8 protein-coding genes are annotated in these 23,092 nt (G+C 69.7%); all 8 read left to right on the top strand.

What is annotated here, in order from left to right; genetic code table 11:
- Window position 1: 1 nt before the first annotated feature.
- Window positions 2-5,515, top strand: a complete 5,514-nt coding sequence (locus G4D83_RS11075; RefSeq protein WP_163864654.1) for a type I polyketide synthase — start codon at window positions 2-4, stop codon at window positions 5,513-5,515.
- Complete coding sequence (locus G4D83_RS11080) at window positions 5,512-9,834, top strand: non-ribosomal peptide synthetase (RefSeq protein ID WP_163864655.1); 4,323 nt, start codon at window positions 5,512-5,514, stop codon at window positions 9,832-9,834. The genes G4D83_RS11075 and G4D83_RS11080 overlap by 4 nt, the downstream gene beginning before the upstream one ends.
- Complete coding sequence (locus tag G4D83_RS11085; RefSeq protein ID WP_163864656.1) at window positions 9,834-10,934, top strand: patatin-like phospholipase family protein; 1,101 nt, start codon at window positions 9,834-9,836, stop codon at window positions 10,932-10,934. Before G4D83_RS11080 ends, G4D83_RS11085 begins: the two co-directional genes overlap by 1 nt.
- 48 nt (window positions 10,935-10,982) lie before the next feature.
- Window positions 10,983-12,122 (top strand): ArsA family ATPase, encoded by a 1,140-nt coding sequence (locus G4D83_RS11090; protein ID WP_163864657.1) that lies wholly within the window; start codon window positions 10,983-10,985, stop codon window positions 12,120-12,122.
- 2 nt (window positions 12,123-12,124) lie between these two features.
- Window positions 12,125-12,574 carry a hypothetical protein gene (locus G4D83_RS11095; protein WP_163864658.1) on the top strand — a complete coding sequence of 150 codons (450 nt, stop codon included), beginning with the start codon at window positions 12,125-12,127 and terminating at the stop codon, window positions 12,572-12,574.
- A 93-nt stretch (window positions 12,575-12,667) separates the two neighbouring features.
- Window positions 12,668-15,475, top strand: a complete 2,808-nt coding sequence (locus G4D83_RS11100) for an SDR family NAD(P)-dependent oxidoreductase (RefSeq protein ID WP_163864659.1) — start codon at window positions 12,668-12,670, stop codon at window positions 15,473-15,475.
- A gap of 20 nt (window positions 15,476-15,495) precedes the next feature.
- Complete coding sequence (locus G4D83_RS11105; RefSeq protein WP_163864660.1) at window positions 15,496-17,520, top strand: RiPP maturation radical SAM C-methyltransferase; 2,025 nt, start codon at window positions 15,496-15,498, stop codon at window positions 17,518-17,520.
- Window positions 17,521-17,529: 9 nt separating this feature from the next.
- Window positions 17,530-23,088, top strand: coding sequence for a type I polyketide synthase (locus G4D83_RS11110; protein ID WP_163864661.1), 5,559 nt, complete (start codon window positions 17,530-17,532; stop codon window positions 23,086-23,088).
- The last annotated feature ends 4 nt before the right edge of the window (window positions 23,089-23,092 follow it).

Consider the following 23,092-nt stretch of genomic DNA (forward strand, 5'->3'; position numbering starts at 1 on the left):
GATGGCGAAACTACCGACACGCATCTCCGAGCTGCCGGCCGTCAAGCTCGCGTATCTCGCGAGCCAGCTCCGCGCCAAGAAGGACCTCCTGGCCGCGGAGCCGATCGCCGTCGTCGGCATGTCGTGCCGCTTCCCCGGCGGAGGCGAGCTGCCGGAGACCTTCTGGGAGTTCCTTCGCGACGGAGGAGATGCCACCCGAGAGGTGCCACCCGAGCGCTGGAACATCGATGAAATCTACGACCCCACGCCGGGCGCACGGGGGAAGGTGTACACGCGTAGGGGCGCGTTCATCGAGAACGTCGACCTGTTCGACCCGACGTTCTTCGGCATCCCTCCGCGCGACGCGAAGGACATGGACCCGCAGCAGCGCATGCTGCTCGAGGAGTGCTGGCGAGCCCTCGAACGCGCGGGCATCCCCCCCGCGGGGCTCACCGGGAGCCGCACCGGCGTCTTCGTGGGGTTGATGCACAACGACTACAACGTGCTCGGCTTCACCGCGGGCGTGGAGATGCACTCCGCGTCCCTCAACTACCCCTCGATGGCGGCAGGGCGCATCGCCCACACGCTCGGCCTCCAGGGGCCCGCGCTCACGGTGGACACCGCGTGCTCTTCCTCCGCGGTCGCCATCCACCTCGCGTGTCAGAGCCTGCGCAACGACGAGAGCGACCTGGCCCTCGCGGGAGGCGTCAGCCTGAGCCTGTCGCCCCTCACCATGATGTTCGAGTGCCAGAACCGGATGCTGGCGGTCGACGGTCGCTGCAAGACCTTCGACGCGTCCGCGGATGGCTTCTCGCGCGGTGAGGGCTGCGGTGTCGTCGTGCTCATGCGCCTGTCGGACGCGCTGGCCCAGGGCAACCTCATCCTCGGCGTCATCCGGGGCTCGGCGCTCAACCACGATGGTCGCAGCAGCGGGTTGATGGTGCCGAACGGGCGCGCGCAGGAGCGCGTCATCCGCATGGCGCTGGAGGGCTGCGGCGTGGAGCCCGAGCAGATCAGCTACGTCGAGGCCCACGGCACGGGGACCTCGCTCGGCGACCCCATCGAGATGGAGGCGCTGCGTTCGGTCTTCGGCCGCAAGCCCACGCGAGGCACGCCGCTGTTCGTGGGCTCCGTGAAGACGAACATCGGGCACCTGGAGGCCGCCGCCGGAGTCTCGGGGCTCATCAAGGTGCTCCTGGCCCTCCAGAACGAGGCCATCCCCGCGCACCTCCACTTCTCGCGGCCGAACCCGAACATCCGCTGGGATGACCTGCCCGTGGTCATCCCCACCGCGCTGCGGCCCTGGCCCAGAGGCGAGCAGCGGCGGCTCGCGGGGCTCAGCAGCTTCGGCTTCAGCGGCACCAACGTGCACCTCGTCGTGGAAGAGGCGCCCGTCCTGCCCCGGCCCCCGGTGGAGCGCGAGCGCCCCATCCACCTGCTGACCCTGTCCGCGAAGACGGAGGCCGCCCTGGAGGCGCAGGTGGAGGTGCATGAGTCCGCTCTGTCGGATGACAACGTGGTTCTCGGGGACTGGTGCTTCACGGCCAACGTCGGCCGGTCCCACTTCGAGCATCGCGCGGCCGTCACGGGCGCCACCGCGGACGAACTCCGGACGGGCCTGTCGCGGCTGCGCGCCGAGAAGCCGCGTCCCCAGCGCGAGCCGCGACGGGGGACGGAGAGCCCGAAGCCGGTCTTCCTGTTCACGGGGCAGGGGTCGCTTCGTCCCGGAGTGGGCCGAGAGCTCGCCGAGACCTGGCCCGTGTTCCGCGCGGCGGTGCGGCGCTGTTCGAGCGCTCTCCTCGGGCTGATCGAGCCGCGGCTCGAGGACATCCTGCATGGCGAGGAGTCCGCCTCCCTGCTCGCGGACACGCGCTATGCCCAGCCCGCGCTCGTGGCGTTCGAGTTCGCGCTCTCGGAGCTGTGGACCTCCTGGGGAATCGTCCCGGGCGCGGTGGCCGGGCACAGCCTGGGCGAGTACGCGGCGGCCGTGGTCGCCGGGGTCCTCTCCATCGAGGACGCGCTGAAGCTGGTCGTCGAGCGCTCGCGGCTCATCCACGAGGCCCCGGGCGAGGGCGCGATGCTGGCCGTCAACGCGTCCCTGGAGTCGCTGACCCAGGAGCTCGCCGCGCGCTCCCATCTCATCTCCCTCGCGGCGATCAACGGCCCCGAGGACCTGGTCATCTCCGGGGACCGCGCGGCGATCTCCGAGGTCGCGGGGGAGCTCGCGCGCAAGGGCATCGCCTGCAAGCCGCTGCCCGTCACGCACGCCTTCCACTCTCCGCTGATGGACGCGGTGGTGGCGCCCTTCGAGGCGTGCTTCGACGGGGTGCCGCTCGCGGTGCCGCGAATCCCCTTCGTCTCCGCGCTGGAGGGCAGGCTCGTCGCGGAGGAGCTGACCCGGCCCGGGTACTGGTGCCGCCACCTGCGTGAGCCCGTCTCCTTCGCCGCGGCGCTGGAGGCCCTGCGCGAGCAGCAGCACCGGACGTTCCTCGAGGTGGGCCCCGCGCCGGTCCTCTCGGGCATCGGTCTGCGCGGCTTCCCGGACGCGGAGGAGCTCTGCTGGCTCCCGAGCCTGCGCCCCTCGTCCGGAGAGACGGCACAACTGCTCTCCACCCTGAGCGCGCTCTACGTGCGCGGCTTCGAGGCGGACTGGACCGCGTTCGATGCGCCCTTCGAGCGGCGGTCGGTCACGCTGCCGACGTATCCCTTCCGCCGCGAGCGCTATTGGATCGACTCCGCGACAGGCGGCTCCCCGGGCTCCATGTCGGAGCGGGGGACTGCTCGCGACAAGGTCCATCCGCTCGCGGGCGTACCGTTGTCCCTGGCGGGGACGAAGGAGCTGCGCTTCGCGGCGCGCTTGAGCGCCCGTGAGCCCTCGTTCCTCGCCGAGCACCGCGTCTTCGGAACGACGGTGCTGCCGGCCGCCTGCTACGTCGAGATGGCGCTGGGGGCCGCGCACTTCGCGGCGCGGTCGGAGCCGTTGTTCGATCTGCTCTCGTTCGAGCTGGAGCGCCCGCTCGTGCTCGGCGAGGGCTGTGACGTCCAGACGGTGCTGACGCCGGAGGCGGGGCGCACGCACTTCGAAATCCACGGTCAGGCCACGACGGGCACCGAGCGGGACTGGGCTCGCCTCGCCCACGGGTACATCGTGGAGCACCGCGAGTCCGCGCGCCCCGTCGACCTGGACGCCGAGCTGTTCGCGCGTTTGTCTCCGCCCCGTCCGGTCGACCCGTTCTACGAGCTGATGGCACGCCATGGCATCGAGTACGGTCCGTCGTTCCGGGCCATCGACGCGCTGAGGTTCGGCGAGAAGGCCTGTCTCGCCCATGTCCGGCTGCCCGACAGTCAGGTCGTCGGGATGGGCGAGTACCGGCTGCATCCGCTCATCCTCGATGCCTGCTTCCAGACAGTCGCCGCGCTGTTCATGGAGGAGGCGAAGGAGGCGACGGACCACCGGCAACGGATGCCGGTCGCCATCCAACGCCTGCGCTGGTTCAAGAAGCCCGGAAGCAGCGCCTGGGTGCATGCGCGCCACGACGGCCGCTCCTCCACCTCCGACGAGCTGCTGAGCATCGACCTGCGCATCCTCGGAGAAGGGGGAGAGGTCATCGCCGAGGTCGAGGGACTGCTGCTGAAGCGGATCGACCGGCGCGCGCTGATGACCTCGTTCTCCGACTCCGCGCGGGAGCTGCTCTTCGAGCTGGCGTGGCGTGAGCAAGAGGCACCCCGGGCGTGGACCCCACTTCCTCCCCAGCCCGGTCGCTGGCTGTTGCTCGCGGACTCGGGCGGCGTCGCGGAAGGGCTGAAGGAGCACGTCCTGCGCCACGGCGGGACGTGCGAGGTCGTGACACCGGGCCCGGGCTACGAGCGCTCCGAGCCGGGCCACGCCCGCATCGACCCGAACGACCCCGAGGGCTTCGCCAGACTCCTCCAGGCGCTGTCCGCGGAAGGCGCCGCGCCGACGACCGTCGTCTGTCTCTGGGGGCTCGACGAGCCGGGGACCACGGCGCTCTCGCCGGAGTCGCTGGCGGGTGCCACGGCGCGAAGCGCGACAGGCGTGCTCCACCTCGTCCAGGCCATGGCCCGCGCCACCTGGGCCCAGCGGCCCGCGCTGTGGCTGGTGACCCGAGGCGCCGTCGCGGCCACGCCGGGGGATGTCGTGGAGGGCCTCGCGCAGTCGACGCTCTGGGGGCTCGGCCGCGCCGCCGCCATCGAACACCCGGAGCTGGGCTGTCGGCTGGTGGACCTGGACGACGCGGAGGACGCGGCCTCGCGGTTGTTCGAGCGGATGGCCCGTGCGCCGGGGGAGAACATGTTGGCCCTGCGAGGCTCCCGGCTCCTCGCGGCCCGGCTCGTGCGGCCTGGTGCTCCGTCGAGCAGCGCCAGTCCGATGAGGATTCACGCCGACGGCGCGTATCTCATCACAGGAGGGCTGGGCGCCCTCGGGCTCGCCACCGCGGCGTGGCTGGTGGAGGCCGGGGCTCGCCAACTGGTCCTGGTTGGCCGCGGAGCGCCGGGCGAAGAGGCGAAGCTCCGACTCGACGAGCTGCGCGAGCGCGGCTGCGAAGTCTTGGTGGCGCGCGCCGATGTCTCACGCGCGGAAGACGTGCGGCGGCTCGTGGAGGAACTCACCGCGAGAGGCTCGCGGCTGCGGGGCATCTTCCACACCGCGGGCGTGCTGGAGGACGGCGTGTTCCTGCGGCAGGACCGGGAGCGTCTCGCGCGCGTGCTCGCGCCCAAGGTGCTGGGAGCGTGGAACCTGCACCAGGCGACGGTCGGGCTCCCGCTCGACCTCTTCGTCATGTACTCCTCCGCGGCGTCGCTCATCGGTGTCGCCGGGCAGGCCAACTACATGGCCGCCAACACCTTCCTGGATGCGCTGGCGCACCACCGGCGCGCGAAGGGGCTGCCCGCGCTCAGCGTCAACTGGGGGCAGTGGGCCGGCGGAGGAATGGCCGAGAAGGCGCGGGGCAAGGGGCGCGCGTCGACAGCGGACGCCACCAGCCTTCCGCCCCAGCGCGCGCTGCGGATTCTCGAGGAGCTGCTGGGCCGGGACGTCGCGCAGATGGGCGTGGTGCCCGTCAACCTCTCCTCGCTGGAGGCCACGCCCTCCACGGGACATGGCCCCCTGTTCTCCGAGCTGGCCATGCGTGAGCAGGCCCGCACCGCCGGCACGGCGCGGATGGTGGAGCTGTTGGAGGAGTTCAGGCGCGCGGATGGCACGCGTCGGCGCGGACTCCTGATGCACTACGTCCAGGGCCGCCTGGCACCCATGCTGGGCTTCACCCCGGAGCACGAGATGCTCCAGAAGAAGATCTCCCTGAACGAGATGGGGCTCGACTCGCTGCGCGCCGTCGAGCTGAAGAACCGCATGGGCCGGGAGCTGGGCGTGGATCTGCCCATGGCCCGCTTCATCGATGGAACCGGGGTCGCCGGAATCGTGGAGGCGCTGCACGAGCAACTGGAGCTCAGTGAGTTGCTCGCGCGTGTCCCCATTCCCTCCGCTCAGTCCGAGATCGAGGAGCTGACGCTATGAAAATGGGAGAGCTGCTCGCCGAGCTGAATCGGCGGGGCCTCGAGGTCTGGGCGGAAGGGGAGCACCTGAAGCTCCGAGGCCCGAAGGGGGCCGCGGGCGAGGACCTCCGGAAGGTGCTCGCCGAACACAAGCACGAGCTGCTGGCGCTGCTGCGAGAGCGGCACCGGGTGAACGAGGAGCGCCCCATCACCCCCGTCGCGCGCACGGGGCCGGCCCCGCTGTCCTACGGGCAGCAGCGGCTGTGGTTCCTCGACCGCCTCGAACCGGGAGGTGTCGCGTACAACCTGGTCATGCCCATGCGCGTCGAGGGGCACCTCGACGCCGTGCTCCTGGAGCGCTGCTTCGTCGAAATCGTCCGGCGCCACGAAATCCTCCGCACGCGCTACGCCGAGCAGCAGGGCGTCCCGGTCCAACTCGTCGACCCCGAGCCACGGCTCGAGTTCGTGGTGATGGACGAGACGGAGGTGTTCGCCTACGAGCCCGGGGGCACGGAGGAGTTCCTCCGCCGCGAGGGGGAGCGGCCCTTCGATTTGTCCGAGGGCCCTCTGACCCGCGTCCTCGTGATCGACCGGGGGCCGCGCGGCCAGTACGTCCAGGTCTGCCTGCATCACATCTCGGCGGATGTCTGGGCTCGGGGAATCCTCATCCGCGAGCTGATGACCCTCTACGGGGCCTTCGCTCAGGGGCAGCCCTCGCCGCTGCCGCCGCTGCCGCTCCAGTACTCCGACTTCGCCATCTGGCAGCGGAGCCATCTGCAGGGCGACGTTCGCCGCGACCTGGTGGACGCCTGGAAGCGACGCCTGTCCGGGATGCCTCCGCTGCTGGAACTCCCCGCGGATCGCCCGCGCCCCCGGGTGCAGACCTATGCGGGAGGGGAGGTCCACTTCGAGATGGGGCCTCCGCTCACCGAGGCCCTGAAGGCCCTGAGCCATGCGGCCAACGCCACGCCGTTCATGGGCATGCTGGGCGCCTTCTTCGTCCTGTTGCACCGGCTCACTGGACGGGAGGACCTGGTCCTCGGCGCCAACTCCATCAACCGGACCCGCACCGAGCTGGAGCCCCTGGTGGGCTTCTTCGTCGACAACCTGGTAATGCGCGTGGACCTCGGAGGCCGCCCGGGTTTCTCCACCGTGGTGGAGCGAGTCCGGGAGGTGGTGCTCGATGCGTTCGCGCATCAGGACCTGCCCTTCGACCTGCTTGTCGAGGAGCTGAAGCCCGCGAGAAACCCCGGCTACAACCCGCTGTTCCAGACCGTGTTCTCGTGGACGCGGGCACCCGGCGGGATTCCGGACCCGAGCGGGATGAAGATCCTCCCGCTCGAGTTCGAGACCACCACGTCCCGCTTCGACCTCAACCTCTTCGTGGAGGACCACGGAGACCGGCTCACGGTGCGGTTCGTGTTCAACCGGGGCCTCTTCGACCGGAGCACCCTCCAGCACTACTCGGACTGCTTCCAGGTGCTCCTCCAGGGGCTCCTCACAGAGCCCCAGCGGCCCGTGTCGGAACTCCCCCTGCTTCCGGCCGCCGACCGCGAGCGCATCCTCCGACAGTGGAACGACACGCGCGCTGAGGGAGGAGCCAGCGGGCCGTGTCTGCACGAGCTGTTCGAGGCCCACGCGGCGCGGACCCCGGACGCCTGCGCCCTTGTCGTGGGGCACTGGGAGCTGACCTACGGCGAACTGGACCAGCAAAGTGATCGGCTCGCGGTGTCGCTCCAGGCGCTGGGGGTGGGACCCGAGACGCGGGTCGGCGTCTGCATGGAGCGCTCGCCCGGGCTCATCGTGAGCCTGCTGGCGGTGCTCAAGGCGGGCGGCACGTTCCTCGCGCTCGACCCGGATGAGCCTCCCGCGCGACTGCGGCGCATCGTCGGCGATGCCCATCCTCGGGTGCTGCTCACCTCGGGTGCGCACCCGGAGCTGGAGGCCGTCGCGACGGTCCTCCACGTCGACACGTCGGGAGCACACTTCCTGGACGCCATCGGCAAGCGCCTGCGCCGGGACGTCACCCCCGACCACCTCGCCTACGTCCTCTACACCTCCGGTTCGACGGGCCAGCCGAAGGGCACGGAGGTGACGCACCGGAGCATCGTCAACTACCTGAAGTGGAGCGTGGAGGCGTACCGGCTCGACGAGGGCACGGGGAGCCCGGTGCTCGGGTCCATCAGCTTCGACGGCACGCTGACGAGCCTCTTCGCCCCGCTCATCTCGGGACGCGCCCTGTTCCTGCTTCCACGGGGACAGGAGCTGGACCTGTTGTCCTCCAGGGACTACCTCGAGCAGGGCTTCAGCTTCATCAAGCTGACGCCCTCCCACCTGCGGGCGTTCGACGGCCTGGGGCGACTCCGGGAGGTGCTCGAGCGGACCCACGCCGTCGTGCTCGGTGGCGAGGGCCTTCATGGCGGAGACCTGGAGACGTGGCGCGAGCAGCGCCTCGCCGCGCGCATCATCAACGAATACGGCCCGACCGAGGCCGCCGTGGCGTGCTGCTTCCACGAGGTGTCCACGGGAGGAGGACCGCTCCCCGAGCGCATCCCCATCGGCAGGCCCATCCCCAACACCCAGTTGTACGTCCTGGACCGGCAGGGACAGCCGGTGCCCGTCGGCGTGTCGGGTGAGCTGCACATCGGCGGCGCGGGGCTGGCCAGGGGATACCTGGGGCGTCCGGACCTGACGGCCGAGCGCTTTGTCCCCAACCCCTTCGCGAGCGAGTCTTCTGGCCAGGAGGGGACGCGGCTCTATCGCACGGGAGATCTGGCCCGGTACCTCCCGGACGGCACGCTCGAGTTCCTGGGTCGCCTGGACGACCAGCTCAAGATTCGCGGCCACCGCGTCGAGGCGGGAGAGGTGGAGGCCGCCCTCGCGCGGCACCCGCAGGTCATCCACGCCGCCGTGGTGTTGCAGCGCGCTCCGGGCCAGGAGCCCCGCCTTGTCGCCTACGTCCAGCCCGCGGATCCACGCACCCCCGGTGGCAGGGAGGCCCTGGAGGCAGCGGTGCGCGAGTTCCTCCAGGAGCAGCTCCCCGAATACATGCGGCCGTCGGTCCTCCTCGTCCTCGACGCGCTGCCACTCACGTCTAGCGGCAAGGTCGACCGCAAGGCCCTTCCTCCGCCGCCCACCGGGAGGCGGGAGAGCGGGCTCGCGGTGCGCGGCGCGGGGGCGCTGACCGACACGGAGCGAAAGCTCCAAGGCCTCTTCAGCGAGGTGCTCGGTCTCGACGCCGTGGCGCCCGGCGCGAGCTTCTTCGACCTGGGAGGGCACTCGCTGCTGGCCATCACCCTCATCGCGCGCATCCGAAGCGTCCTGGATGTGGAGGTCCCCCTCAACGAGATCTTCGAGCGGCCCTCGGTGGAGGGGCTGGCCCGGTGGATCGACGCGCAAGTCGGCGCGGTGGCCTTGCGACTGCCCGACGGCGTGGTGGCGCTGAAGCCGCGAGGACGCAACCCGCCGCTGTTCATCGCCCCTCCCTCCGCGGGCAATCCCGCCGTCTATGTCTCCCTGACGCGTCACCTGAGTCCCGAGCAGCCTGTCTTCGGCTTCCAGATGCCGGGCCTGATGGACGACGGCGTCCCCAGGGCCACGATCGAGGAGACGGCGGCGCACTACGTGGACGTCATGCGACAGCTCCAGCCGCAGGGGCCCTATCGCATCGCGGGGTGGTCCTTCGGGGGCATCGTCGTGTGCGAGATGGCGCGCCAGCTGGAGGCCCGAGGAGAACAGGTCGCGTTGCTCGGCCTGATTGATGGCGCCTCGCTCGACCGCAAGGCCGCGCAGGACAGCCAGGACCTCCGGCAGGCGGTCTCCACGGGCTCGCAGCTCGTGAAGGTGCTGGTGGAGACCCCACTTCCACGTGACTACGAGAGCTTGAAGCTCGTGGGCGAGTGGATGGGAATCAGCCTGCCCGAGACTCCCAAGGACCTCTGGCGCAAGGACTCGGGCGGGCGGCGCACCTACCTGCGCAGATTCATCAAGGACGTGGCGCGCACGGCCCGCAACATGCTGGTCACCCTGCGGGCCGAGCGCTCCTACACCTTCACCTCGTATGGCGGCCGCGCCACCCTCTTCAGGGCCGAGCCTCCGAGCGAGGGCAGGGATTCACTCGTCGACAGCGTGCGCAGGTTCGCCCCCAATGGCGTGCAAGTCATTACGGTCCCCGGCAATCACATGACGCTCATCATGGAAGAGAAGAACGCCGCGGTGCTGGCTTCACGGCTTCAACAGTGCCTGGACGCGGTTGCTTCCGGGATGCCAATGCAAGACACCCCTCGGGCGCTGTTGCCCGCGAACGGGTGGAACGCGCAGTTCTCGAAGGAGGTCGCGTGATGCCGCATCGAATCCTGTCAATGGATGGTTCCTCCATCTCCGGTGGAGAGGGATATGTCACCACTGGGATGCTCGGAGCGCTTCGGCAGACGCTCGACTCAGGAGGCGACCGACGAACCCTGCTCAATCAGGTGGACCTCTTCGTCGGCACCTCCGCGGGTTCCTTCAACGCGGCCTTCTTCGCCAGCGAGGCGGACCCCGACAGCGCCTTCGACAAGAGCCTCCAGTTCTGGGGCGAGGCCGTCGCGATGAACCGGAAGGGCGTGTCCCTGGGACGCTCCCTGCGGGCGCTGGCTGGCGCCAGCTCGTTCCTCGACTCGAACTACATGCGCGACTTCCTGGGCGGCTACTTCGGGATGACGACGCGGCTGGGAGACCTCAAGCGCAAGGTCGTGATTCCGAGCTTCCAGCTCGATGGGCATCGCAAGGGCGTGCGGACCTGGAAGTCGAAGATCTTCCACAACACGGGCCCGGACAATGACCCCGACCTCAACGAGTTGCTCATCGACGTCCTGATGCGCAGCGGGTCGCCTCCGCTCTCCTATCCCATCTATCAAGGGCTCAAGGACCAGGGCAGCGGCTACGTGGATGGCGGGCTCTACGCCAACAATCCCTCGCTCGTGGGACTGGCGCAGGCCATCAACAACATGTCCCGTCCGAACAAGCACGAGCAGGTGGACACGCTGGCGACCGAGCCGCCCAGCCTGGACTCCATCCTGGTGCTGTCATTGGGCAACGGCATCATGTCCACCTATCTCGCGCCGACCTTCCGCGCCGGAGAGGCCAACTGGGGCTTCGCCCGGTGGCTCCTGGACTCAAAAGACTTGATGGTGCTGGTGAAGATGTTGCTGGAGGCGGGCTCGGACGCGGTGAACTACCAGTGCCGAATGATTCTCCGGAAGAAGTACTTCCGGCTGAACCCCATCGTCGAGCAGCGGATCTCCGCCTATGACTTGCAGCAGGTGGGGACGGCGCTCGTCGAAATGCTGAGCCAGCAGTCCACCATGGACCAGCTCCAGCGAACGCAGCACTGGCTCGAGAAGTCCGGCTGGCTGGGGGATTCGCAGCAGGGCGCGCAGCCCTCACAGGTCGGGACCTGATGTGCGGGGGAGCACGAGCGTGGCCTGCGAATGGAGAGGTGAGCTGAGATGACCCGGATCCTCCTTGTCTCGGGAAGCGGCGGCGTGGGCAAGACGACGGTGGCGGCGACGACGGGCCTGGCGGCCTCGCGTCGGGGCCTGCGCACGCTGGTCCTCTCCTTCGACTCGACCCGGGACTTGAGTGCCTCCTTTGGCCTGGAGGTGCCGGTGCTCCCGGGGGCCAGCGGCCTGCCCGTTCGCCTCAATGACCATCTGCACCTCCAGGAGTTGGATGTCCCATCGGAGCTTCAGCGCCGCTGGAGCGAAGGCCGTGGCGAAGTGGCCGCGCTCCTGGGCGGTGGGCTGGAGGACGTGACGGCGGAGGAGGTGGCGCTCACTCCGGGGCTGGACGCGCTGCTGGCGCTCCTCGTGCTCGGCGATTACCTCCGTGCGCGGACGTACGAGTTCATCATCATTGATGGGCCTGGCACGGGGGACGCGCTGCGCTTCGTCGGCGGCGCGGACGCCGTGAGCTGGTATGCGCGCAGGTCGAGGGCACCGGAGCAGAGTGCTCGGAGGGCGAGGCCCTCGCGCACGAACCCCGACGTGCTCCACGGGGCCAGTGACAAGCTGATGGACGTGGGCGCGCTGCTGCGCGACCCCACCGTGACGACCCTGCGGCTGGTGACCACCCATGACAGCCGGGCCGAGCAGGCCACGAGGCGCGCCTGCACGGCGTTCAGTCTGCAAGGCATTGCCCTGGATGGTATCGTCCTCAATCGCCTCGTGCCGGCGGGGACGGACGAGGTCCTGGAGCGGCACCCCGCTGTCGAAAACCTCCAGCGCCTCGTCGGCCCCATCCCCGTGACAGGGATTGAACTCCAGGCAGGGGAGGTCGTGGGAGAGGGGACGCTCGAGTCCTTCTCGACGCTGCTCTATCGAGGCGAAGACCCGTCGCGACTCATGGTCATCCATTCCGCGCATGGGATTGGAAAGGATGCCGTGGATGTGTACAGGCTGGAGGTCAAGCTGCCCTTCGTGAGCAAGGAAGAGGTCACTCTCTCCCGGCGCGAGGCGGAGCTCGTCATCCAGGTAGGTGCCTTCCGCCGCAATCTCCTGCTCCCCAGGATGGTTGCGCCGCTCGCCACTGTCGGGGCGAGCATGGATGGCGACAAACTTGTCGTTGAGTTCAAGAAAGAGAGGGTTTGAAAATGACCTGGCAGAAAAAGCGTTTGCCGAAGGGCTTCTTCCGGCTCGAGACCCAGCCCGAGGAAGGGGCCAAGGTCGCCGAGGTCGTCGACGCCGTGATTCCAGGAGGAAAAGGCTTCATCCAGCAGCTCTTCCGCGCGAAGAGGGACGTGCTGCAGGCGGTCTCCCACCTGCTCCAGGCGCAGATTCACGAACTGGAGCACATCGACTCGGCGATCCAGGCGGGGGCACCGCTCAGCCCCCGCATGATGACCATCAAGCAGTTGATGGATGAGGCCAGCGCGAAGCTCCGCGCGTCCAAGGGCGCTCCCCCCCACGAACCTCCGGCGCACGACCACGCCAGCGCCCCGGGCAATCCCACACACGGCGTCGCGGGAAGCGCCAGGAGCACGGAAGCGGGGCCGGGCAGCCGCCCCGGGCCCACGGGCCCAGAGAGAATCAAGCCCACCTAGTCCGGGTCATCCGCGTCGTACATCCACGGTTTTCCTCGCCACGAGGGTGGGCGCTGTCCCGCCACGGGTGAGGTGTCGTCGAGAGGCGGTCTCATGGAGCAGGACGGACAGGGACGTATCCTCGCGGAGCGACTCGCCGCGCTTTCGCCCGAGCGGCGGGCGTTGCTGGAGCTGGCGCTGAAGGGGCCACGGGCCCCGGCCCCTCGCGCGCCGGGCCCGCGTCCTTCCATGCGCGAGGTGCTCCAGGAGGGGACGGAGGACTTCGCGACGCTGGCGCTGCTACCGGAGGTCGCTCCGTCGTTCTCCTGGTTGTTGGCGGCGCGGGGCTCGCGGACGGATGAGCAGTCCCGGCTCCTGGAGGACGCGCACCGCGACCTGCGCGGGGCGTTGTTCAGGGCCGTGGACCTCACCACCTGCGCGCGGGTCCTCGGCTTCGGGGGCGGTGACGGCCGGGAGTGGGTGGCGCTGGCCCGGCGGCCCGGGACATTTCAAATCATCGGTCATGCGTCCTCGCCCCAGGACGTGGAGGCGGCCCGCGAGCGCGTGCGGACCCGCTCGTTGGAAGGGCGCATCCAGGTCGTGACGGGCGGGCTGGATTCCGAGGGACTGGAGGCGGGCTTCGATGTCGCCTTCGGACTGGAGGCCCTCCGCCATCCGGAGGAGCGCGCCTCGCTCTTCGCGGCCCTGGGGAAGAAGGTCCGCGAGGGTGGGCGGCTGGTCCTCGGGGACGTGTTCCTGAAGACGGGCCTGTCGCTGCCGCACGTCGAGCGGCTGTCCTTGCCCCTCCTGGAGGAGCTGGTCAGCTGGCTCACCACGAATGGCTTCCTCGTCGTGGACTGCGTGGATGCGGCCCGTGAGGCGGGGAACTTCCTCCACGAGCCCGAGATGGACGCGCGGCTGTCGCAGCTCGGTTGGGGCCACGAGGATGCACGTACGGAGGCGGCCCGGGCGTACGAGGTGATGGGAGGTCTGCTCCGAGGAGGCGCGGCGGCGTATCTGCTGCTGACCGCGGAGAAGCGGAGCGAGCTGGAGCCACGGCAGGTGGAGGCGCTGAACCGCGAGCGCTTGATGACGGTTCCTCGCTACGCCGACCTGCCGCACACGTGGCTGTATGCGCCGAGGTGGCGGCCCGTCGCGAGCGGTCCACGCCTGGAGGATGCCCCCTCGCCGCCAGGGCACTGTCTTGTCTTCGCCGACAAGGGTGGACTGGGCGGAGCGCTCGCGAGGCGCGTGGGCGACGCGGGGGGCCGCTGCACCTTCGTCCATCGGGGCGAGGTGTTCCGACAGAACGAAGACGGCGGCTACGAGGTGCCCATCCGGAACCCGGAGGCCTTCCTCCGGCTGACGGAGGCGCTGTCCGCCGCGGGGACCGTGCCTTCCCACGTCGTGTACCTGTGGGGCCTCGATGTTCCGGAGCCCGAGGGACTGACCGTCTCTCAACTCCAGGACGAGACGCTCGATGCGTGTGGCGGCATCCTGTACCTCACCCAGGCGTTGCTCAAGGCGGGCGCGAGCCACCCGGCTTCGCCTTCGCTCTGGATTGTCACGCGAGGAGCCCAGCGCGCGGAGGACGCGGGAGGCCTGCCGGGCCTGCTGGGTGCTCCGCTCTGGGGCGTGGGGAAGGCGATTGCCTATGAGCACCCGGAGCTCGACTGCCGCCGGGTCGACGTGGATCCCCAGCGTGGACTGGAAGAGGGCGCACAGGCGCTGTGGACGGAGCTGCGCTCTCGCGACGAAGAGGACCAGGTCCTGCTGCGCGAAGGGCGCCGCCACGTGCTGCGACTGGCGAGGCACCGACAGTGGGACTGGGAGGGCGCGGGCCACCTCCAGCTCCGAGCGGACGCCACCTATCTGGTGACAGGGGGCCTGGGCGGCCTGGGCCTCCAGGTGGCGCGGTGGATGGTCGAACGGGGGGCGCGCAACCTGGTGCTCCTGGGGCGCAAGCGGGCCAGCGACGTGTCCGCGGAGGAGGTGCGGGAGATGCGCGGCCGGGGCGCGGCGATCATCTCGCTCGCGGGCGTGTCCGTGGACTCGGACCTCGACTTCGTGATGGCGGGCATCTCGAAGAGCATGCCGCCGCTCCGAGGCATCATCCACGCCGCCACCGAGGTGGATGACGGCATCCTCGTGCACCAGACGCGGGAGCGCCTGGGCCGGGTGTTCGCGGCGAAGGTCTCCGGCGCCTGGAACCTGCATCGGTGGCTCGCGGGCGCGCCGCTGGACTTCTTCCTCTCGCTGTCCTCCTCCACGTCGTTGATGGGGGCTTCGGGTCAGGGCAACCACCTGGCGGCCACGGCCTTCCTGGACGGACTCGCCGAGTATCGGCGCTCCATGGGCCTGCCCGGGCAGAGTTCGAGCTGGGGCGCCTGGGCACAGCCGGGAGACGAGGCCGCGGCGGCGCTGGACGCGCGCATGCGCAAGCGGGGCGTGGGCATGGTGCCGACGCAGCAGGCGTTCTCCATCCTGGAGCAGGTGTTCGGGCCGGTGCCGGCGGTGGTGGGGGTGATGCCCATCCACTGGCCCACCTTCCTCGGGGGCCTTCCAGGTGAGGGTCCTCCGCCGTTGTTCGCGGACTTCGGCGGGGATGCCGGCTCGGGCCGTGCGGATGCCGAACGTCGTCGCGAGCTGCTGCGGCGCGTGCGCGGAGGTTCCGCGGAGGACGGGCGGAGCGCGGTGCTCGAGTGGTTCAGCGAGCGGGTGGCGAAGGTCCTGGAGCTGGGGGCCACCCAACTTCCGGAGTCCGAGCAGACGTTGCACGAGCTCGGGCTCGACTCATTGATGGGCGTGGAGCTCAAGAAGCTGCTGCACGCGGAGCTGCGGGTCGAGTTTCCCCTCCAGGAGCTGCTGGGGGGCAAGAGCGTTGGTGAGCTGTCGGGTTCTCTCTACGAAGCCCTGCGTTGAGTCTTGCAAAGGAGTGGAATGTGTCTGGTGATTCCGTTCAGGTCCGCTTCGTCGTCGCTCCCTTCCTCCCCGAACACCAGCCCGCGCTGGGGGTGAGCACGCTGATAGGCGTGCTGCGCAATAGTGGCATCCAGGCGGATGTCAGCTACCTCAACGTCCAGTTCATGCGACAGATTGGCTGGGAGCTCTACTACTACCTCTCCTATGCCACGCCTCCGGAGATCCTCGCGGGGGAGATGGCCTTCCTGCCGGCCTCTCCCGACCTGCTGCTGGGAGAGATGGTCTTCGCTCCGGCGCTGTGGGGAGACGCGGCCTCGAACTGGGAGGAGTACGCGGATCTCCTGACGCCGCTGCTGGAGGTGAAGCAGCACACGGAGGGCGCCACCTCGGGCGGAGCCCGGCGTGAGCAGGCGTTGCACTGGGGTCGCGCCCGCGAGCTGATTCGCGCGCTGCGTGAAGACAGTCCTCGCATCGTCAGACAGTGGGCCCAGGAGATCCTCAAGGACAAGCCGCGCGTCATCGGCTTCACCTCGACTTTCCAGCAGAGCGTCGCCTCGCTCGCGCTGGCGAAGGAGCTGCGCCGGCTGCTCCCGCGCGAGGAGCTGACGCTCATCATGGGGGGCGCCAACTGCGAGGCCGACATGGGCAAGGCGCTCGCGGACAACTTCCCCTTCATGGACCACGTCGTGTCCGGAGAGGGCGAAGGCGTCATCGTCGACCTGGTCAAGAACGTACTGGAGCGCAAGGGAGGACGCCCCCAGCCCCGCTACGTGGCCGCGCCGCAGATTGAGGACATGGACTCGCTGCCGATGCCGGACTTCGACCACTACTTCGAGGCCATCAAGGACATGCCGATGGCCAAGCGCGCCAACCTGACGGCGGAGTCGTCTCGGGGCTGCTGGTGGGGGGCCAAATCGCACTGCACCTTCTGCGGCCTCAACGGCTCCGGCATGGCGTACCGGAGCAAGAACCCGGGTCTCTTCGTCAAAGAGCTGCGCACGCTGGCGGGGCGCTACGGCTTCAACTTCTTCATGATGGCCGACAACATCCTGGACCTGAAATACATCAAGTCGGTGTTCCCCGCGCTCATCGAGCAGGGGGATGAAATCACGATGTTCTATGAGACGAAGAGCAACCTCCGGAAGGACCAGTTGGAGCTGATGGTCGCCGGGGGCGTCACCGAATTGCAGCCCGGCATCGAGAGCCTGAGCACGCCCATCCTGGAGCTGATGGACAAAGGCACCACGCGCCTGCAGAACATCCAGCTCATCAAGTGGTGCGAGGAGTTCGACATCAACGTCAACTGGAACATCCTCTTCGGGTTCCCGGGCGAGGCGCCCGAGGAGTACGCGGAGATGGCCCGGCTGATTCCCTCCCTGGTCCATCTGCCTCCGCCCGGAGGATGCGGGCGCATCCGCATGGACCGGTTCGCGCCGTATTGGAAGACGCCCGAGAAATACAACCTCAAGAACGTGCGCCAGAAGTGGGCGTATGACTATGTCTACGCCGCGCTGCCCGCCGAGGAGCGCCGGCGCATCGCCTACTACTTCGACTACGACCTCGAGGGCGACATCGACCCGATGGTCTACCTCCAGGACACGTTGAAGCGGACCGAGGAGTGGCGCGACGGGTTCAGCCGGGGCGTGACGCTGGAGTTGAAGACCGTCCACGGTGTGTCCCACGTGCTGGACACGCGGGACGGGACGTCGCGGGAGACGGAGATATCGCCGGATGGCATCCGGCTGTTGAAGGCCCTGGACTCCATCCAGAGCCCTCGGGCCGCGCTCGCGAAGGTGAACGAGGGGCGCGAGGGGGGCCCACTGGCGGAGGCGGACCTCGAGGTGATGCTCGCGCGGTTCATGGAGTGGGGCTGGGTCATCCACGAGGGCGCTCGACACCTGAGCCTCGTGCTCGACCGGACGGAGCGCCAGCGCATCATCGACCTGAAGATGGCCGCGCAGTTGGGCAAGCTCGACTGGTCCCGTCTGGGGGCCACGCCCGCCGTGAGCCCGGGCCCCGCGCAGCGCGTCGCCTCCTCCCACTAGGCCCCGGCGATGTCCAACGACTCGACGTCCTCCCCACCGGAGGAGATGACGCCCCTGCAGCGGGCGGCCCTGGCCATCAAGACCCTCCGGGCGAGGGTGGAGGGCCTGGAGCATGCGCGCTCGGAGCCCATCGCCATCATCGGCATGGGGTGCCGCTTCCCCGGGGGGGCGGACACCCCGGGGCGGTATTGGGAGCTGCTTCGCGCGGGAGTCGACGCGGTGGGGCCGGTGCCCGCGGACCGCTGGGACGCGGGGGCCTATTACGCCGAGGACCCCGACGCCGCGTGGAAGATGACCGTCCGCGAGGGGGGCTTCCTCTCACAGCCCATCGCCGCGTTCGACTGCGAGTTCTTCGGGCTGTCGCCCCGCGAGGCGAGCTACGTCGACCCCCAGCAGCGGTTGATGCTGGAGGTTGCCTGGGAGTCCCTGGAGGACGCTGGGATTGCGCCGGGCTCGCTGGCCGGAAGTGACACGGGGGTGTACGTCGGCTTCCTCAGCAGCGACTACGGGCGCGTCCCCTTCAACGCGCTGCCGACCCGGGACCTCCCCTACATGGGGACCGGGAACGAGCTGAGCTTCTCGGCGGGGCGCGTCTCGTATGTATTAGGATTGCAGGGCCCGTCCATGGTGGTCGCGACGGCGTGCTCCTCCGCGCTCGTCTCGGCCCACCTCGCATGTCAGGCATTGCGCCAGGGCGAGTGCTCGCTGGCGCTGGCCGGGGGCGTGAATCTCATCCTGCATCCGGACAACAACATCGTCCTGTCCAAGATGCGGGCGCTGGCGCCGGATGGGCGCTCGAAGACCTTCGATGCGTCCGCCAACGGGTACGGGCGTGGCGAGGGGTGCGGCGTCCTGGTGCTCAAGCGCCTCTCGGACGCGCTGCGGGACAAGGACCGCATCCACGCCGTCATCCGGGGCTCGGCGGTGAACCATGACGGGCCCAGCGGGGGCCTGACGGTGCCCCACGGTCCCGCGCAGGAGAAGCTCTTGCGCAAGGCGCTGAAGTCCGCGGGCCTTTCGCCTTCGGACGTGCGCTACGTGGAAGCGCATGGGACGGGGACACCGCTGGGAGACCCCATCGAGCTGCGGGCCCTCGATGCGGTGCTCGGTGTGGGGCGAAGCGCGGAGGAGCCGCTCATCGTCGGCTCGGTGAAGACGAACCTGGGCCACCTGGAGTCCGCCGCCGGCGCCGCGGGCCTCATCAAGGTCGCGCTGTCGCTGCGCCATGGCGAGATACCGCCGCATCTCCATTTCCGTCATCCCAGCCCGGCCATCGACTGGGACCAGCTGCGGCTCCGGATTCCCACGCAACTGACGGCGTGGCCCGCGGGGCCCCGGGTCGCGGGAACCAGCGGGTTCGGGCTCAGCGGCGTCAACGCCCATGTCCTCGTCGAGCAAGCGCCGCCCGAGCCGCCCAGGGCACCGGAGGCGTTCCCGAGGCCCGTCCACCTCCTGGCGTTGTCGGCCCGGAGTCAGGAGGCGCTGGGTGCGCTCGCGCTGCGCTACGAGGAGGCCCTCGGTGGAGCCGAGCTGGCCGCCCAGCCACTGGAGGACATCTGCTTCACCGCGAACACCGGGCGCACCCACTTCCAGCACCGCCTCGCCGTCCTCGGGGAGACGCGGGAGGGCCTGCGCGAGCAGCTCCAGACGTTCCTCGCGGGACGTGACGCGCCGCCGCCGGTGCCGCGTGTCGGGGGCGCGCCGCGCATCGCCTTCCTGTTCACGGGGCAGGGCTCGCAGCGGCTCGGGATGGGAGAGGAGCTCTTCCGGACCGAGCCCGTCTTCCGTCAGACGCTGCTGCGCTGTGACGAGGTGTTGGCGCCCCTGATGGGACAGTCGCTCCTGGAGCTGCTGTACCCGTCCGCGCGCGACGACCTCGCCCGCGCGCGACTGGATGCGACTGGCAACACGCAGCCGGCGCTGTTCGCGCTCGAGTACGCGCTGGCACGGACGTGGATGGCGTGGGGCATCGTCCCGGACTTCGTGATGGGGCACTCGGTCGGTGAGTTGGTGGCGGCGTGCGTGGCCGACGTCTTCACGTTGGAGGAGGGACTTCAACTCGTCGCGGCGCGCGCGCGGCTGATGCAGTCGCTTCCCTCGGGGGGCGCGATGGCCGCTGTCTCCGCGGACCCGGCGCTGGTGGAGGAGTTGCTGCCCCGGTACGCGGGACAGGTCTCCATCGCGGCGCTCAATGGTCCGCGCAGCGTCGTCATCTCGGGCCGCGAGGGCGCGGTGAGTGACTGCCTTGGCGAGCTGAACAAGCGGGGCAAGCGCGGCTCTCCGCTGCGGGTGTCCCACGCATTCCATTCGGCCCTGATGGACCCCATCCTCGACGCGTATTCGCGCGAGGTGGCCAAGGTCCGGCTTCAGCCACCGGCCATCCCGCTCATCTCCAACGTGAGCGGCCACGAGGCGGGTCCGGAGCTGATGGAACCCCGGTACTGGGTGGAGCAGCTCCGAGGGCCCGTGAGGTTCGCACGGAGCATGGAGACGCTGAGCAGGGCTGGAGTCACGGCCTTCCTGGAAGTGGGGCCCAAGCCGACCCTCGCGGCGATGGGACAGGAGTGTGTCGCGGGGGAGGGGACGCTCTGGGTGGCGAGCCTGCGGCCGGAGCGCTCGGACTGGCGTCAGATGTTGGAGGGGCTCGCTGCCCTCTACGGGGCGGGTGCGACGGTGAAGTGGCACGGGCTGGACGAGGGGCGGGAGCGGCGCAAGGTCGCGCTGCCGGGATACCCCTTCCAGCGGAAGAGGCACTGGATGGAGCTGGCTGGCACGGGTTGGGATCGTCAGGGCGTGCGCGCCCGGAGCGCCGCGGGCGTCCACCCGCTCCTGGGGAATCGACAGGCCTCGCCGGCCCGGGTGCAACAGTTCGAGTCCTCGTTGGGGCCCGCGACGCCGGCCTTCCTCCGGGACCATGCCGTCTACGGGCAGGTCGTCGTGCCGGGCGCGGCCTACGTGGAGATGGGGCTCGCCGCGGGCCTGGCGCTCTTCGGCGCGGAGGGAGGTGTCGTCGACGAGCTCGGCTTCTCCCAGCCCCTCTTCCTTCCCGATGAAGGGGAGCGCCGCGTGCACCTGCTCTACACGCCCGAGGGTGAGCGCGCGGGGAGGTTCGAGATCTTCAGCCAGGAGGCGCACGGCGGCGAAGCCGAGCCGTCATGGACCCTGCATGCCCACGGCAAGCTCTCCGCTGCGGCGCGAGAGTCGGGAGGACGTGTCGACGTCCAGGCGCTCCGGACCGCGCTCGACACCGAAGTGGCCGTGGATGGCTATTACGAGAAGCTGGGCCGCGCGGGCCTCGCCTATGGCCCCAGCTTCCGCGCGATTCGGGGACTGTGGCGCGGTGGGAGCGAGGTCCTGGGCAAGCTCGCCCTGTCCGGTGCGGCCCTGGCGGATGCGGAGCGCTATGTCCTCGCGCCCGCGCTCCTGGATGCCTGCTTCCAGATGGTGGGTGCCGTCCTGGAGGAGGAGGGGGACGCCGCCTGGCTCCCCGTCGGAGTCGGAAGAGTCCAGGTGCGGGTGGCGGGTGTCCGTGAGGTCTGGGCTCACGCGCGGATGACGCGTGGCGAGGACTCGAAGGGGCCCGGCTACACGTGTGACCTGGAGTTGTTCAACGAGGAGGGCGACCTCGTGGCGGTCGTGGAGCGGCTGAGACTCCAGCGTGTCGGCCGCGAGGGATTCCTGGGAGCAAGGAGCAAGCGCTTGCAGAACTGGCTCTATGAGCTGGAGTGGCGGGACGGTCCGTCGGTGGCGTCGTCCAGGGCTTCGTCCGAGGGGCTCTCTCTCAACGCGGAGGTCGTTCCCCGCTGCCTCATCCTCACGGATGGGACAGGGGTGGGACGTCGTCTCGCGGAGCGCCTTCAGGGGCGTGGCTGGCGTGTGGTGACGGTGGACGCTGGCGCGCGGGGCCATGGCCTCGACCGTGAGCGGGCCGAAGCGCTCCTCGCGATGCGCGAAGCCGGGGCGCCGGTGCATGTCATCGACCTCTGGAGCCTGGACGGTACGGGCACGGGGACCGAGGTGCCCGGGGCGGCCCTGGCGCACGGCACGCGGGTGCTGGAGCTGGTCCAGGCCCTCGTGCGAGTCCCGAAGGGGACGACGACATCGCTCTGGCTGGTGACGCGCGGGACGCAGGCCGCCGTGGAGGGAGAGTCGGTCTCCGGTCCGGCCGGAGCCGTTCTCTGGGGGCTCGGCAAGGCGATTGCGCGCGAACATCCGGAGCTTCAGTGCCGCCGCGTGGACCTGGACTCGAATGCTCCGGAGCACGAGGTGGAACAGCTCCACGACGAGCTCCTCGGCGCGAGCATGGAGGAGGAGGTGGCCCTACGGGGCAACAGTCGCCGCGTGCCTCGACTGGTGCGCAGCCGTCGGCTGAAGTTGTCGAGCGGCGAGCCCGAAGCCTCGCTGCGTCCGGATGCGAGCTACCTCGTCACGGGAGGGCTCGGTGGGTTGGGGCTCGCCGTGGCGGAGCGACTGGTGGAGCGAGGGGCGCGACATCTCGTCCTGCTCGGACGCAAGGCCCCGAGCGTGGAGGCGCGCGCGCGGCTGGCGGTGCTGGTGGAGCGGGGCGTGGATGTCCAGACGCTCGCCTGCGACGTGTCCGTGGCCTCCGAGTTGGAGCGCGCATTGGGTGGGCTCGAGGGACGGCAGCCGCCCATCCGTGGCGTGGTGCATGCCGCGGGCGTCATCGACGACGGGTTGCTGATGCAAATGACTCCCGAGCGCTTCGCCAGCGTGTTCGCCGCCAAGGTCTCCGGCGGATGGAATCTGCACCGCGTGTTCCAGGGGGCATCGCTCGACTTCTTCGTCCTCTTCTCCTCGGCGGCTTCGATGATTGGCTCCGCCGGTCAGGCGAACTACGTGGCCGCCAATGCGTTCCTGGACTCACTGGCCCACCTGCGTCGTTCCGTGGGGCTGCCCGGCTTGAGCCTCGACTGGGGCGCCTGGGCCGAGGTGGGCGCCGCCGCTGACGCGCAACTCCAGCGGCGCATGGAGCAACTGGGCTTCGGCGTGATTCCTCCGGCGGACGGGTTGCAGGTGTTCGAGCAGGCTCTGGGACTGGGGGGACAGCTTGGAATCCTGCCAGTGGACTGGGCCGTGCTCGGGCGGCGGGGCCGCTCCACGTTGTACGAGGGCTTCATCACGGAGGCGAGTCCGGCCGCGAGCGAAGACCTCCGAGCGAAGCTGGCGCGTTTCCCTCCCGCCGAGCGCCGCGCTGAATTGCGCGCGCACGTGGGGGGCCTGGTGAACGGCGTGCTGGGACGGCCGCTGACGGAGGCGTTGGACCCGGGCCAGGGCTTCTTCGATCTGGGCATGGACTCGCTGATGTCCGTGGAGCTTCGCAACGTCCTCCAGCGAAGCCTGGGCGTCTCGTTGTCAGCGACAGTTGCCTTCGACAACCCCACTGTCCACGCGCTCGTGGACCATCTGGCGGTGGAGGTGCTGGGCCTCCGGGAGGAAGCCGCTCCCTCCAGAGAGGTCGTCGAGGACCAGGACCTGGAAGCGCTCTTGTCCGATGTGGACGACCTGGCCGATGGCGACGTCCAGGACCTGCTGCGCCGCCGCCGCTGAGTCG

This window comes from Myxococcus eversor (genome assembly GCF_010894455.1).
Classification (GTDB): Bacteria; Myxococcota; Myxococcia; order Myxococcales; family Myxococcaceae; genus Myxococcus; species Myxococcus eversor.